This is a genomic window from Duncaniella sp. C9, from assembly GCF_004803935.1.
GTDB classification, from domain to species: Bacteria; Bacteroidota; Bacteroidia; order Bacteroidales; family Muribaculaceae; genus Duncaniella; species Duncaniella muris.
Genome location: NZ_CP039547.1, coordinates 1,820,880 through 1,836,394 on the forward strand (window position 1 = coordinate 1,820,880; position 15,515 = coordinate 1,836,394).

The 15,515-nt window shown below is 49.2% G+C and carries 10 protein-coding genes; 3 read left to right on the forward strand and 7 right to left on the reverse strand.

All coding sequences use genetic code 11. From position 1 onward, the window contains the following. Window positions 1–201 precede the first annotated feature (201 nt). Complete coding sequence (locus tag E7745_RS07400; protein WP_168182041.1) at window positions 202–2,181, forward strand: TonB-dependent siderophore receptor; 1,980 nt, start codon at window positions 202–204, stop codon at window positions 2,179–2,181. Window positions 2,182–2,186: 5 nt separating this feature from the next. Then, window positions 2,187–2,993, forward strand: a complete 807-nt coding sequence (locus tag E7745_RS07405) for a DUF4249 family protein (protein ID WP_168182043.1) — start codon at window positions 2,187–2,189, stop codon at window positions 2,991–2,993. Window positions 2,994–3,087: 94 nt separating this feature from the next. On the opposite strand, the gene E7745_RS07410 is transcribed toward E7745_RS07405, so the two are convergent. From E7745_RS07410 to E7745_RS07440, 7 genes are all read right to left on the reverse strand, one after another. After that, complete coding sequence (locus tag E7745_RS07410; RefSeq protein ID WP_168182045.1) at window positions 3,088–8,769, reverse strand: alpha-2-macroglobulin family protein; 5,682 nt, start codon at window positions 8,767–8,769, stop codon at window positions 3,088–3,090. A 121-nt stretch (window positions 8,770–8,890) separates the two neighbouring features. Further along, on the reverse strand, window positions 8,891–9,361 hold the full coding sequence (locus E7745_RS07415) for a hypothetical protein (protein WP_107031517.1): 471 nt from the start codon (window positions 9,359–9,361) through the stop codon (window positions 8,891–8,893). Window positions 9,362–9,396: 35 nt separating this feature from the next. Next, the gene (locus E7745_RS07420) at window positions 9,397–9,864 is read right to left on the reverse strand and encodes a hypothetical protein (protein WP_107031518.1); all 468 of its coding nucleotides are present in this window, start codon (window positions 9,862–9,864) and stop codon (window positions 9,397–9,399) included. 71 nt (window positions 9,865–9,935) lie between these two features. After that, window positions 9,936–10,496 carry an RNA polymerase sigma factor gene (locus E7745_RS07425; RefSeq protein WP_136408564.1) on the reverse strand — a complete coding sequence of 187 codons (561 nt, stop codon included), beginning with the start codon at window positions 10,494–10,496 and terminating at the stop codon, window positions 9,936–9,938. A gap of 216 nt (window positions 10,497–10,712) precedes the next feature. Next, window positions 10,713–10,949 (reverse strand): hypothetical protein, encoded by a 237-nt coding sequence (locus E7745_RS07430; protein ID WP_107031520.1) that lies wholly within the window; start codon window positions 10,947–10,949, stop codon window positions 10,713–10,715. 41 nt (window positions 10,950–10,990) lie between these two features. After that, the gene (locus E7745_RS07435) at window positions 10,991–11,506 is read right to left on the reverse strand and encodes an outer membrane beta-barrel protein (protein WP_136408565.1); all 516 of its coding nucleotides are present in this window, start codon (window positions 11,504–11,506) and stop codon (window positions 10,991–10,993) included. Window positions 11,507–11,682: 176 nt separating this feature from the next. Beyond that, complete coding sequence (locus tag E7745_RS07440) at window positions 11,683–14,694, reverse strand: putative LPS assembly protein LptD (RefSeq protein WP_136408566.1); 3,012 nt, start codon at window positions 14,692–14,694, stop codon at window positions 11,683–11,685. Window positions 14,695–15,043: 349 nt separating this feature from the next. Between E7745_RS07440 and E7745_RS07445 the strand changes: the two genes are divergently transcribed. Further along, window positions 15,044–15,514, forward strand: coding sequence for an Lrp/AsnC family transcriptional regulator (locus E7745_RS07445; protein WP_107031523.1), 471 nt, complete (start codon window positions 15,044–15,046; stop codon window positions 15,512–15,514). Window position 15,515: the final 1 nt, after the last annotated feature.

Genomic DNA, 15,515 nt, shown 5'->3' on the forward strand with positions numbered 1-15,515 from the left:
TCTTTTTTCGTGGTTTATTACTATCTGTTACACTGATTAAACACAGACTCTATGAAGTATTTCAGATACAATAAAATCGGGCCAGTCAATTGCGAGAGTTCACCTACGTAAAAATTTATGATAGAGAAAATAGTAGTTTTAGGTTTGGTCCTGGTCTGTGCAACGGTGACAGTTTCGGCTGAGGAGCCAAGTGACAGCATAATGGGTACGGAACTTAATGAGGTTGTTGTCACCGGCAACTCCGCCCGCCAGCGAATCAGTAACCCAAGGCTTGGAGCTGAACGGCTTGAATTGTCAAAGATGATACAGGTTCCGGCCTTTGGCGGCGAAGCCGATATCATAAAGTCGATCACACTGCTTCCCGGTGTCCGCAGCGAGGGTGAAGGCGGTGGCGGATTTGAGGTCAGGGGCGGTAACGCCTATCAGAACCTTGTTCTGGTCGATGGCATATCGTTATATAATCCCAGCCATGTGATGGGGATCTTCTCGACTTTCAACGACAATGCTCTCGGAAGCGCTACCCTCTACAAAGGCGCTATCCCGGCCATGTATGGAGATGCGACATCTTCGGTACTTGAAACTACTCTCGCTGCCGGGGATATGGAAAATTATCACGGGTCAGCCTCAATCGGAATACTTGCCGCCAAGATCAAGGCCGAAGGCCCGATTGTGAAAGATAAACTTTCGTTTGCCGTGGCCGCACGACGTTCTTACGTGGATGCATTTCTGAAAATAGTTCCCCAATACCGCAGCACAGTGATGAATTTCTATGATGTGTCGGCCAAGTTGCGCTATTGTCCTTCGCCAAGTCATCTGATCGACGGCTCGTTCTTTATCAGCCACGACAATATGGCGGTTGCCGACCTTATGGGATTATACTGGGGCAATCTCGGAGGATCGGTCAACTGGGTGGCCCGTGCCAATGACCGGCTTACGTTCACTACAACTGCGGCATTGACTCATTTCAGTCCTGAAATGTCAATGGACATGATGGATGTCAATGAAGCCATGTGGACCTACATACATAATTACTCCCTCAACGAGAGGCTGCGCTGGCAAATATCCGAATGGCACGGACTGGAGTTCGGATTGCGGTCAGAACTTCTTAAGGTAAAGTCGGCGGAATGGATGCTTAACGCTTCGCGCGAGCGTGAAATCAGGTCACTTTGGGAAAACTCTGCCTGGGCGGAATATTCCGGATCGTTTGCCGAAAAGCTTGATGTCACCGCCGGCCTGCGCCTCAATGTGGCATCAGTGTTGTCTCAGAATCGCTTTCATGAATTCCAAAGCGCCTATGACATCCCTAATCAGTTTGACGGCAAAACCTACATAGAGGTCGAGCCTCGGATCAATCTGAAATATAATCTCACGCATCTGCATAACGTAAAGGCAGGATTCGGCATATCAACCCAGAATCTTCACGCTATCCGCGCCAACGCCACATCTTTCCCATTTGACCGCTACGCTCTTACTTCGGCAATCGTAAAGCCTGAACGTTCGCTGCAATACGGGATAGGCTACAGCGGCATGACTGGGAACGGCGCGTTTGACTGGTCGGCCGAAGGATATTACCGAAGCATGGATAATGTCTACGACTTCAAGGATGGCCGCAGTACATTCTCTGACATCGCAATCGAAAGTATTATATTTGGAGGATGTGGCCGGAGCTACGGTGCGGAGTTCATGTTTCGCAAGAATACAGGACGTCTCACAGGCTGGCTGTCTTACACGATTTCGCACACAGAAACCAAGATTCCAGGCATCAATGACGGCCAGTGGTATAATGCTACCAATGACCGCCGCCATGATTTTACCGTCACGGCCATATATAAACTGTCTGACAGCTGGAATCTTTCCGGCTCATGGATTTTTATGTCCGGCCAGCCGTTGACGGCTCCTGATGTGAAGTATGAAATCAGCGGCGAGACGTGTTACTACTATTCCAGGAGAAACGCTTATATGACACCTCCTACCCATCGCCTCGATCTTTCCGCCAAATATATCCACACCGGGAAGAAACTTACATATGAATGGGCATTCGGAATCTACAACGCCTATTGCCGCTACAATCCGTTTTTGGTCTACTTCGAGGATGATGCGTCCAAACCATCCGGAACACGTGCAGTGCTGCATGCAATGTATGGTCTTGTTCCATCAGTATCATATACTCTTAAATTCTGATGATTATGAAACTATATAGCATTCCGGCAATGATGTGCATGCTGCTTCTGCTCGCATCGTGCGAAAAGGAACTTGATTTCAAGTATCACGATATAGAACCGTTGACCGTTATTGAGGCGGAGCTTACTCCTGACGGGGCGAAGGTAGCCATCACCAGTACGACTCCTATGGATGAGCCTATGGACCGTACACATCTCACGGATGCAGTGGTGACACTGACCGATCTGACAGACGGGTCTGTATATGGTCTCCATACGGATTCGGAGGGTTTCTACACAGACCTGACACCAGGCGTTGCGGACCATGACTATCGCTTGACAGTGGAAAGAGCCGGTTGTCGTTATGAGGCTATCGCCACTATGTATCCGCCGACCGAGATAGAAAGTCTTGAATTCAACTGGATCAAAATGCCCTACGATCAGGTGGCTGTCTTTCAGGGACGGTTCTACGATGATGAAGCCACGGAAGGGGACTGCTACTGGATAAAACTTTATCGCAATGAAAAGATTTATCAGTGGGGCGAGATGGATGACCGCAGTGCAGCAGACGGCATAAACACTTTTATCACTATGACCACCCGCAAGGACACGGATGAAGAGGATGATGATACGGTGCTTTTTGATGGTGATGTACTTACCTGCACTGTTTTGCCGGTTTCACGCGCCATGCACGATTATCTCGAAGCGTTACAGAATGACAGCAATTGCCCTGCTATGTTCAGCGGTGACAAATGTCTCGGATACTTTGTGGCTACTTCTCCTGTATCAGCTTCCATCGTATTTCGCCCTGATGAAATTCCCGAATACAAATGAACCGCACGTCAAAAGCATTTTCTGACTTCTGAGGTGCGGTTCGGGATAGAATCTGTTTCCGGTATTGCCGTGGTGGAGACGGATTTCGGATGTTTTATCGGGCCGGTGTCACAGTGAGCTGAGAGCCGGCTGAATGGGCCGATAGCTGCGGGGCATATTGGCTCTGGACTGTGGCCAGGCCGCTGGCAAACTGTCCGGCATTGTTTACCCACATGTCGTAGCTCAGCACATAGGTGCCTTTGGGCAGATGGTCAATGAAGATTCTCGTTGAAGAGTCGCGGTTCTCGCGGTAGAAGTAGATGCCTTCTGCAAAGATCGGCTCCGGTAACTGCTCAACCGGTTCGAAGCAGGCCGGACGCTCATCGATTATGGTGACGTAATCCATGTCGCGGTCTACTTTAAGTGTGAGTGTCACACTGATCCGCTGTCCTACTCTCAGGGTGTCAGCGAAAGATGTGTTGTTTTCGCCGGCATTGCCTTTGAGCACAAGATTCTTTTCTACAGAAAGCGCCTGGCAGGAGGCCGCCTTGACAGATGTCATGGAGTCAGTATAGAGATAGAAGACCGAGCCCCATGCCGGGGAGTTGCCGCTGCGGCTCACTTTCAGATCAGATGGCTTTCCTGCTTTCAGTGACAGTTGCGCACGGAATGAGCCTGTCAGACGTTCGATGTCAGACGGTTCAACTGTCTTGCCTCCGACCGAGACTTTGGTGCGGCCGGCCGGGGTGATCCAGTTGCGCGACGTAGAGAGGACAGATGCTATCACTGAGGATGTAGTGACGGATGTGCCCCAGTCTTTCGCTTCTTTCTGGAGTATCAGCCACTGGCGGATCAGGTCTATTTCCTTGCATGACGGATCAATCGCTGCATACGCATCGAGAATCAGGGCTGTAGTGCCGGTTTTGCCCATTGACCAGATGGTCATGTTGTCGAGCGACGGCCACCACATCCCTTTTTCAGGCGATGACTCCGCATATTCGCTCAGAGAGGCAAGTACGTTTCGGGCGACGGACTGATAGGAGTTCCGGTTGAGGATCATTGCATAGACAGCTTTGTCGAAGACGGATGAAGTCTTCCAGCCTGACAATATGCGCTGCACTGTCTGGCCGACAATCTTTGAATCAGCCGCCGGTGCGCCTGAAAGATTGCGGTAGAATCCGCGCATATAGACATATGAGGTGTAATCTCCGTCAGGATGCTTGTTGTAATCACGTCTTGTTTCCTTGTCCATCCATTTCAGCGCTGAAATGATCATGGAATTAAGTTCGCGTGAATCCGGTAGGAATCCGAGCTCAAGCAGATGGCCAAAGAGCAGGAGTGCATTTTCGGTTGCCCAGGCAGATGCTTCCTTGCCTGACGAATACCAAGCCCATCCGCCTCCGTTGCGCTGGAGCTTACGGAGGGTAGCGATGTTGGCAGCGATTGTCTGTCTGACTGTTTTTCCGTCGAACAGCAGTGCCAGCCGGCTCATTCGCTCGGTGTCGTTCTTGGCATCTGTCATCCAGGGAGTGGCTGCGAGCAGAATCTGCTTCAGATCTTCGTTGCGCTGGAGCATTGATGTCAGCATGCCCTCTGATTTATTGCTTGAGTTCCATTCTTTGAGTGCTGCGGCAAGATCCGGATTGTCTCGCAGGAGACCTGAGGCTATGGCTGCGGAGAAAATGGAGGCTGCGGCTTCATTGGCGGTCGAGGCTTCAAGTTCGAGCAGACCGGGGAGAGCTGTGACCACATACCATGTCGGATTGTCGCAGTATTGCAGCGTAATCCGGACGTTGTCGGGTGTGACGGGGAGGGTCATGGTGAATTTTCCCTGATCCGGTGCTATATAGAACGGATAGGTGTCAATGACCGGGGTTACAGCCGGGAGGATGGGCAACAGGGTCTGCTCGCCGTCAGCAAAGCGGTCAGATGCTGATTTGATGCGATAACCGACAAGGGGCATGTCAGACGGTGCGATGAATTCTATGCCGACAGTGGTTGCGCTGCCGGGATTTATCGAATCCGGACGGCTATAGGAGACAAGTGTGCTGCCGTCTGCCGGATCGAACAGCTCGACTGTGGTGCTGACCGACAGTCTTTCATCACTGCCGTTCATGACTGAGGCTTCGATAATGACCTTGTCGCCGACTCGCAGGAAGCGCGGAAGGTTGGGCTGGACCATAACCGGTTTGGAGGCTGTGACTTCAGACATGAAAGTCGTTGAAAGCAACGAGTCGGTGAATGCTACGGCCCGAAGTCCCCAGGTTGTATTGGCGTTTGGAACGGTAAATGTCAGTGACAGACGTCCGTCAGCGGCGGTTTCAAGCATCGGTTTGAAGAAGGCGAGCGGGACTTCCCGGTCTCTGAATGTGAAAGGTGCCTCTCCTGCTGATTTTTGCTCAGCTCCAGACCCGCTTTCGGCAACGCGTTCGTCATCATAGGCTGTGTTGTCAGCCATTTTTGCTGCGGCCATATAATTTGTGGCTGATGTCACGGCGGCTCCGCAGTCCATAGCTGCTTCTTCTACAACAACCTCTTCGGAGTGTTCTCTGACTATATTTAATTCATCAACGGCTTTAATGCTACGGGAGCCATAGAGACTTGCGCCGCGGATGCGGATGCCGCTTGTGAATGCGAATCTGTTGAATACAGGGAGCCCATAGGTGTCAAAGGATGGTGCTGTGATTCTGTTTTCGGTCAAAAGTTTGCCTGGGCGGTAGTAGACTCTTTGATATTCTTTGGCGTTAAGATCCGGCTGAGACCACCTGAATGAATAGCCTCCGCCCCAGGATGTAGACGGTGTGAAATCCCAGTCTGTTTTTGCAAGTGCGTCAAGCGCGGTGTTATACATGTCCATAATGACAGCTGACTGTCGGCCTTGGCCTGACCGGTCGGTGACACGGAATGTCCAGGTCTCTTCCGAGCCGGGGATGGTGCGGTCGCGGAAAGATTCTGCAACGAAGTGTATGGCCTTGGCTCTGACATCGCGTCTGAGAGTAAGAGAGGCCGATTCATTCCGGTAGTTGCCGGTGAGGGCTATCCTTATAGTTGCCGATTCAAGTCTGTCGGGCAGATGCAGTTTCAGTCGGTTCATTCCGGCATTGGCTTTTACCCATGACTGTGATAGTATGGAGTCAGGAGTGTGGAGCGTGACAAGCAGGTTGGTCGGGCAGTTGACGGCATATAGCCATTCGCCTTCACCTGAAGTCTCCGAGGCTTTCACATCTGCTGACGGATACCATAGCAGCTTGGAAGGTGTGGGCGTTTCTTTGTCTGAGGGACGGTAGAGAACAGCGTCTTGTGAAACCGGAGCAGCCAAAGTTGAATCAGCTATGGAGAATTCCAGTCTGTAGCTGCCTGATTTTACTCCGGTGAGATCTATGACGGGCTTGCCGGGCATGATGGAGCCATTGAATACTTTTGCATTATCACGTATGACTGTGAAGTCAACCGGCATCTTTACGATAGAGTCTCGATAGTCCGTGACTTCTACTTTTATGGCTGTGGTCGGAGCTGAGATGTCAATATCGGCAGGCACAGATGCCCTGATGGCATAACGCATCCCGGTTGAAAATACTGTTGTGGCAATCTGGCTTTCACCTGTATTTGACATGGCTGATACCTCGGCGTTGAACAGGCCGCCGGGAATCGGGCTGAGTGCGAGTGTGGATTTCGGAATCACGATGTCGAATTCGCCTGATCCATCAGAACTTGCTTCCAACGTCTGGAATGCGACAGGTGCAGAGCGATTCCACCACCGCAGCGGCTGCATGGCGGCAAGGGTCACAGAAATTTTTGCGTCTGCGAGCGGGAAGCCGGCGTAGGTCTGAATGCGTCCGCGGAGGCTGACGTCACCGGCAGCCGGATAGTCTTTTTCTACAGGATCAAGTATGATTTTGAATGTAGGAAGCTTGTAGTCGCTCACCATGAAGCGGACCGGGTCATTGTTATTGTCTATTGAAATGCAGAAATTTCCGCTCAAAATTTCTTTAGGCAGAGTGAACTGTCCGTTCACGCGCCCGTAAGAATCGGAGGTTATTTTCGCAGTGTCAATGCCTTGGTATTTTGAATCGCGGAGAATTGCTGTAACCTCTTTATTGATTAGGGGCCTATGCTCTTGACCTTTATATTCATAGCATATAGCCATCCATTCCACACTATCGCCGGGGTGATAGAGCGGAAGAGAGGGGTAGCCTGACGATGTCTGTCGCCATTCGGGAGAATTGCGGCGATTGTTGTCGTTATAGATCCAGAGTGGCAGTGCAAAGCGGTCACCGTCTTTAGACATCACAGCATAGCCGTTTTGCGGGAAACTGGCAGAGCCGTCAGCTGCGGTGGTGCCGATCAGACGGGGAGTTCCTGTTTTGCGTGATGATTCCGGTATGACTGATATTTTCGCCCCCTCTACTGGAGCTCCGTCTGAAGCACGAAGTGCCCAGACTTCGGTCTTGTCAAAGAATGAAGCGGCTATGGAGTAATCGGAAATGTGGATTTTATGATACCAGTTACGGCTTTTCTGCGGAGCTCCGTCAATAGTCGCGATAGCCACATACTGACCGGGACTGCTGAACCTGTAACCGATAGTCAGTTCTTCATTAAACGGAATAGCGGCAGAGGCCGATGCGCTGAACGGAATTACAGCCAATGGTTTCAGTGATGGAAGACCAATGCAATTATAACTTTGTTCGGCGATGGGAGAGGACGATACATTATATATATATAGCTTGCCTGACTTGACGTTTGAAACGGAAAGTCTGAACGTAACTTCCGAATCAGGCGCTGAGACAGTAGGGTAGGAGAGTTCTATCCCTTGCATTTCGATCTCTGAAAGGGTGTTCTTGAGATTGTTGTTGCGGCGGAATGCCGGAAATGCTTTAAGATTGTGGCGAATAGCTTCAGCCAGCCATTTTTTTATTTCTGAGTCATTGCAGCTGACTGCGAGAAGAATGTCTCCGGAATATTCAGACGTGCTGTATTCTTCATATAGAGATCTGAGCAGTTCTGACTTGCGCTCTGTCGGCGAAGACGACAGATTGTCTCCGCTCCATACGTGTGAAGTGATGAAGTCCAGACGGTTGATATCAGTAATGATGAATGGAGCTGAGACCGAGTCATGGAATCTTAGCAGAGATGCATATATGTCAAGGATTCTGCTTGCTGTCGGGTCGAAGCGGTTGAATGGCACTTTGAGATATAGGTCATGACGTGTGAGCAGTCCCCATGAAAGGATATTGCTCATGCGTCCGGTCTCGTTCAGCAGTCCTATGGCCTTGTTGGCTATGAAGTCAAAGATGGAAGGATAGTAGATCTGAGTCTCATTGCGGGCGCTGAGATTCTTTCCGAGTGACAGGGCAGTGGCATAGGTTTTGATCGGAGTGGCTTTAAGCTCTGACTCCGGAAGAAGGGCAGTGTCGATTAGCGAGTTGATTTTCATCCGGAACTGTTCACCGCTCCATTCCTGATAATTTTCGGGCAACGGAGTCAGCGGAAGATCGCGGCTGTCATATTTCCAGCGGGCCGCTGAATAGGTCGAGGCGTAGATGTCGGCTTCGAGCATGATAAGCATCGAGCGTAACACCGGATCGGATGCCAGGGCTGCGACGGAATCAATTTTGCTGATGGCATTGGCGCTCCTAAGGGCGTCAATCCGTGATTCAGCGAGATAATAGTCAATGAGCGCCCGCACAGTTGCCGGGCCATCATGCTTTTCCAAAGCAGACGAAAGATCTTTTTCAGCTTGCCGACTGACAGTTTTGGGATAGGCAAAATCCGGTCTGGTGGCTGTCTGTGCATTCATGTCTATCGGTTTGCAGAGAGAAAGGAATGCGAAAACAGACAGCAGAAAGAATATTCTACTGGCATACATAAATAAAAGGAATAGAGAAGTGGGGGGTGAAAAAGAGGTTTAGTAAAAGGGTTTATCTTTTTTGTTGGCGGCGATGCTGGCGCATCAGCTGGCGGGTGAAATCACGTTCGGCATCCTTGAGCTTAAAGAGTTGTTGTGGCGTAAGGATGGATTTGAAATCCTTGAAGTATTTCATCTCGATCTCATTTTCGCGGCCTTTAAGTTCATAGGCTGCTTCAGCAGCTTTTTCATATTCCAGATCTGTAGCTTTGTCTCCTTTGCGCATAGTCTGCTGGTAGAGTTGTCCGGCTTCCTCCTGAACTTTTCTGACTTCATCTTCCATTGAATTGTAAAGAGGCAGAAAAGACGTTTTCTGTTCATCATTAAGCGCGAGCTTTTTGATGAGGAAATCGTTCTTGTATTGCTGAATTTCTTTCATCCATGTCACCCGTTCACGCTCTGACGGGCGCTGAGCCTGGATTGACAGTGGTGAAACTGTAGCGGCGGCTATAGAGAAGACAATGGAAAAGATGATCTGTTTCATGAAGGTGCGGTGGTTTGATAAAGACGAGATATGGGTCAGATGTCAGAAATGGGGAATTCCGGATTTTCCGGAATCACGGTCGAGTCGGTGAATTCATCTGTCAGTTCTTCTTCACAGACAGATGGATCAAATCCGGTTTCATAGAGATCCTGCATCAGCTGATATTCGCTGATATCTCCCTCGTTTATAAAATATTCGTTGATAAAGTGATCGTTGTTCAAAGCAGCAGTCATGACAGGATTGTTGTCAATTGAGAGCCCGGAAGAGTCGGTGCGCATCAGGTCAAACATTTTCATCATGCACCATACACCCATGAACATTGCGGCAAGATACAGATATGGTCTCACCCGCTGCCATGCAGTGTGTGGCATGACCTTAGGCTGAGGCTTTTCCCATTCCATTTCAGGAAGCGAAGCGGCCATGCGTGCGGCAAAATCATCGAAATAACCGTCTGGCACGGTCATTCCGTCGTTTCGAGCTGCCTTTGTCAATATATCTTTCATCGTGTCTCTTGTTTTTTGAAGCTTAAAATTGATTACAATTTTATGATTAGACTCTCCGGGCAGAATTTAGTTTAATCAGAGTCTGCAAAAAATTGTTCGATTTTTTTTACAGCGAGATGATATGATGCCTTCAAGGCTCCGACAGATGTTCCCATGATTTCTGACATCTGTTCGTATTTCATGTCATCATAGTAGCGCATGTTGAAAACAAGGCGCTGCTTTTCAGGGAGTGTGGCTATGGCGTTGCGGAGTTTTAGCGCAAGCTCGTTGCCGTCAATGTTAGTGTCTGCCTGGATGAGAGCTATGAGTTGAGATTCATCGTCATCGAGTGAGATCCCTCGTCTTTTTTTCTCACGCTCAAGATAGGAGATGCTTTCGTTTACTGCGATTTTATACAGCCATGTTGAAAGTTTGGCATCTCCACGAAAATTTTCTATGTTCTGCCAGGCTTTTAAGAATGTGTTCTGGAGGATATCATCGGCATCGTCATGAAGCTGGACAGTGCGACGGATCAGGCGATAAAGCGGCTCGGAATACAGACGGATGAGGTCATTGAACGCCGCGCGGCATGTCGAGGGGTCTCTCAGACGTGCCACGAGAGTCGAGTCGTCAGGCTTAAGATCTTTTTCCATCTGTAAAGTGATGATGTTATTTTTACAAAAATAGGAATAAATTGTTAATCAGTTCGCAAAAATAGTCATAATTGATGTTAATCTTAGATCTTAGATTGCCATTGTCTCCCGTTGCGGCAATACAGTGTAAGCAGATAGTCCCAGCCGAAATTTTAATTTTCAGGGCCGGGGCTGTCTGATTATAGAACCATAATATATATGTAATGGTCTCTGATATTATTGACGGGCATATGACCGTATGGTCGGGCTTTCGATGTCTACTCCGTAGTCCTGGGCGCGTTGGAGTATGGCACGGGCCAGTTTCGGTTTTAGATCTTCGGGGCAATATCGGAAGTAGGCTTCGGCAGCACGTACATGGGCTGCGTCAGGCATAGGATATTCCCGGCGTTCAGGAAGACCGAACACGGAATCCGGCATATCTTTGCGCTCTTCGTAGGAAATCTTATCACTCATGACTGTTATTCATTAGCGGGTTAAGCGCCATAGATTTCAGCTTACAGGTTGAAGCGGACACCAACCTGAAGCAGACCTTGCGCTCCAAAACCAAGTTCGCCGAAAATGCTGGTGACACGGGTAAGATTTACATCAGCTCCGAGTGGAGAGGCCTGGAATGCGAAGTAGGCTTTGTTTTTAGACCAGTCGTCACCGGCCATGTGGGTGATGTCAACACCGATGCCGAGATGTCCGTAAAGTGTTGCTACCCGGTTTCTCCAATAGTCGTAGCGGCCGTTGAGCATGATCACGTGGTAATAGGCATTCGCATCATCTGAGTGCTTGTAGCTCGCCGATGAGAAAGTGTATGAGATACCAAGGTGTGTTTTGGGCATTACTTTGAAGTTGACAGCTGTGGTCAGTGCTCCCCATGCGCTGTTGACTGATCCTCCGTCGTGCATGTCAGTGGCGTCCATCTGAGTGTAGCCGCCGTAACCGATCTGGAGTTGTGCTTTCTGGGCGTGTGCTCCGAAGGCCATCCCTAAAACAGCACACATGATAAGTAGAATTTTTTTCATCTCTTGGTGTTATTAAGTAGTGATAAATAATAGTTTCCGGTGATCGTATCCGGTAATTTGCGATTGGATGCAAATGCGGATTCGGTTTAATAACACTAAATGGAGATGAAAAGTTTATTGCAATGCCATATATTCATTGTCAGGATATCAATATCCGGGGCCAATGTAATGAGGTATCAATACCATTGCACGCCGTTGGAGTATGATGAGCGTTTGTCATACTTGAGGTCTTGCAGGAGCGAGGATTTGACTGATATGTGGAAATTGTAGCTCTTGTATGGTCCTACCGGCACGAAGCTTGCGCGCATGGTGAAGCAGTGCATGTCACGCGAGATGTTGCAGTTCATGTAGGCGAGTTTACGGGTGTCGAAGTTGTAGCTGGCCGAAAAACCGAAATTCCAGTTGGCCGTTGGTCTGATATTGCCTGAAAAAGAAAGGTTTTGAGTTATCTTGCCTTTGTATTCCAGTTTTTTGTAGTCGAATTCTCCATAGCCGTAATTGACGGAGTAGTTGAATGTGAGATTCCAGGGCACACTCCATTTCATGTAGCCGTCATCGTCAAATTCCATGCCGGAATTTTTCTTGCTGCTTTTTCGGGTGGGGCTTTCGTAGTCAGATGTTGTTTCGGCAAATTCCTGATCCATGCTTTGGGCTTTGCCGTTGTCTTTTTTGTCTTTTTTATCCTTGTCTTTGCCGAACAGCTTTTTGAAAGTGTCGTTGTTGAAGGTGTAGCTGAACGAAGTGCCTGTGCTTGAAAGCTTGCCCCAGCCTTTGCCTTGAGATATGCGGAGCTTGTTGACACGCACGGGGTTGCCGGCTGAGTTGAGCGCATAGGTATAGACATCCCAGGTTGCCGAGAGGTTAAGGTTGAAGTTCTTGACCAGACGGAGCATTATTGAGGTGTTGAGATTTGACCAGCGCATTGAGTCGGCGGCAAAATTGTAGCTTTGTGACAGCGAAAGGTTTTCGATCAATGAAATTTTCTTCTCCCCGATCGAGTCTTTGTCTGACTTGACTTTCATTTCCAGATTGTTGGCAAGCGAGATGCTTATGGCGCCTGTTTTGCCTTGGCCGGGGACTCCGAACAGTGAGTTCGGGAAGTAGGAGTAGGTGCGTGTCTGCATCTCTCCTTTGGCGTCAGGATACTGGTAGGATCCGTAATAGCCGAAAAATTTCGATGCAAAGTCCGGTGATCCGGTAAAAGAGATTGTGGGGGTGAGCACGTGGCGGATCATCTTGACCTTGTCGCCCAGAAATGGCAGCGGCTGGAAGAAGCCGTAGATTTTGGTGTCAAGCGATACTGCGGCACTGAAGTCCCAGACGTTATAGAAATTATAGGTGGTGTCAAGGACCTCGGCGGAGGCATTCGGATCCCACTGCCGGCGGACTTTGGTTGAATACATTCGGTCGGTCAGGTTGATCGACGGGGTGAGGTTGAGGTATTTGAACAGGTTAAAGGTGGCGCTGATGGGGATGCTGTGACGCATGCCGTTGCGCCAATCCTTGATGAGGCTTTTCTTGAAAAATTCATCCTGCTTTGCAGTCAGGGAGTTGTTGAACTGACCTGAATAGGAGAGTTTGATTTTTTCATACCATTTCTCTTCACCCACAGCGCGTTTACGCTTGAAGGGATAGAGCTGAGACATGGTTATGGTGAAGTTGGGAAAAGAGACGGCAAGATTTGAGTCCTGGGAGCGCTGGGAGATGTTGGCTGTTGTCGAGACGGACCATTTTGAGTTGGGAAAACGGTAGGTCATGTTGATCGTACTGCTCTTTGTGTTTTCGGTGAAAGCGTTTGAGTAGTATGAGTTCAGGTCGTTTCGCGTATAGCCGCTGGTGGTGAAGTTCACGCTTGCCGAGAGACTCATGTTGGGGTTGGCTTTTGAGTCCTGGCTGTGGTTCCAGAGCACCTGGAAGTTGGTCGACTTAGTATAGTCGGGCATTCCTTTGTCGCCGGTGATGGTCTTGAGATACGAGATGTTGAATCCTCCGGAATATTTGTATCGTTTGACATAGCGCGATTCAGCGCGCAGGCCCCAGGAGCCGAGGGTGTAGATCTCGCCGGTGAGGGCAAGGTCAATGTTGTCGCTGAGTGCGAGGTAGTAACCGCCGTTACTGAGATAGTAGCCGCGGTTGTAGTCATCGCCAAAGGTGGGGAATATGATACCGGATGAATATTTTTCAGAGAATGGAAAGTATCCGAAAGGCACAGCTAACGGGAGTGGCAGTCCGGCAAGCACCATATAGGCCGGTCCGCTGACCACGTCTTTGCCTGGCCGGACTTTGGCTTTTGTCAGCTGAAGATAGAAGTGGGGGTCATCGTGGTTGTCGCAGGTGGTGTAGCGGCCGTTCTGTACATAGAAAGTGTTTTCGTCTATTTTCTTTGTCTGTCCGCCTGTCAGATAGCCTTCGCCCTGTTGGGTGATTACATCGGTGATGTAGCCGTATTCCGTCTTGAAGTTGTAGTGCATTGTTTTTGCCTCATAAGATGTCCCGTTGTCTTCGAATACGGGAGTGCCGAAGAGGTCGCCGACGGAGTCTACGCCGCCCATTGCATAGACGGTGTTGTTGTCGAGATTCATCTCGATCTGTTCGGCATCAAGTTTGATGTTGCCATAGCTGACTTTGCTGTCGCCATACATGAATGCGGTGTTGCGCCCGATGAGCACCATTGAGTCTTGGGCCGAAAAGTCGACAGCATTGTCAAGGTCTACCTTTGTGCGCACGATGTTCGATCCCTTTTCCGGCGGAGTGATGCGACGGCGGCTCAGCTGTGACCGGCGGGTGCTGTCAGGGGTATAGGTGTGGCGTGTTATCTGGCCGGCAAGGCTGTCAGCGGCTATGCCGGCAGAGTCAGTGCTGAGGATAGCCGAATCCGCTGATGCGATTTGCTCAGGCGCAGGCGCTGACCGGCGGTTAGCTGTGGCATCAAAGGGGGTGGCTGGTTTCTGGTATATGATTTCGTCGGAATCCAATGTCTCGGTTGTGTCAGGACTGAGGCTGTCAGCGGCGGATATTGGCAGAGGTTCAATTTCTGTAGGCTGGGCCTGTGGCGAAGGAATGGATTCCGGTTGCATGACATCAACACCCCCGGCAATTGAACCGGGGTTTACGGAGCGCGAGAATGCACCTACGGAGAGGGCACACAGCAGCACTATTGTGATGATATATAGTTGAGAATATCTCAAAACTGCACCTTAATAGTAAGATAGACGTAGTTCCTTTGGGAAAATGGAAGATCTCGGAATGGAGGTGAAATCTCAGGACCTGTCAGGAAAATCTCTGCAAAGATATAACATTATCCGAAAATAGACAAAGAGCATATGGGATATACAGCATTAATTATTGTAAAAACAGTCATTCGCGCGGTGTTTAGAGTTTGGATTTCAGGCGTGAAGATTGAAATTTATAATTAAAACCCAAGATTTGTATTAATAATTGTGATTTTTTGGCTAATTTTGCATTGTAAAACGGGCTGTGGCCCGATTGATACAAATGCATTTTTAATAAACCATTATAGAGCAAATTTTAAAACTAATGGCAAGACAACATTTTGACATGCTGGATTTCAAGATTCTCAAAATGCTTTCCAGCAATGCTCGCAAGCCGTTTCTTGAGATAGCACGTGAGACTAATGTATCAGGCGCAGCCATACATCAGCGCATACAGAAACTGACTTCGTCCGGCATCATAAAGGGCTTTGAGACAATAATCGACCCCGCATCTGTCGGTTACGAGACTTGTGCATATATAGGCTTTATCCTGCAGGACTCTTCAAAATTCAATGAGGTTGTCCAGTTGCTTAAGGATATACCTGAAGTGGTCGACTGTCACTTCACTACAGGCAGCTATGATATTTTCGCCAAGATCTTCGCCCGCAACAACGAGCATCTTCTTGAAGTGATACATCAGATCAGCCTTGGCGCCGTTGGACGCACCGAAACTCTTATCTCATTTAAAGAGGTGCTCAAGCGTCCGATTCCTATCCAGGCCGAAAACTTCGACTGAA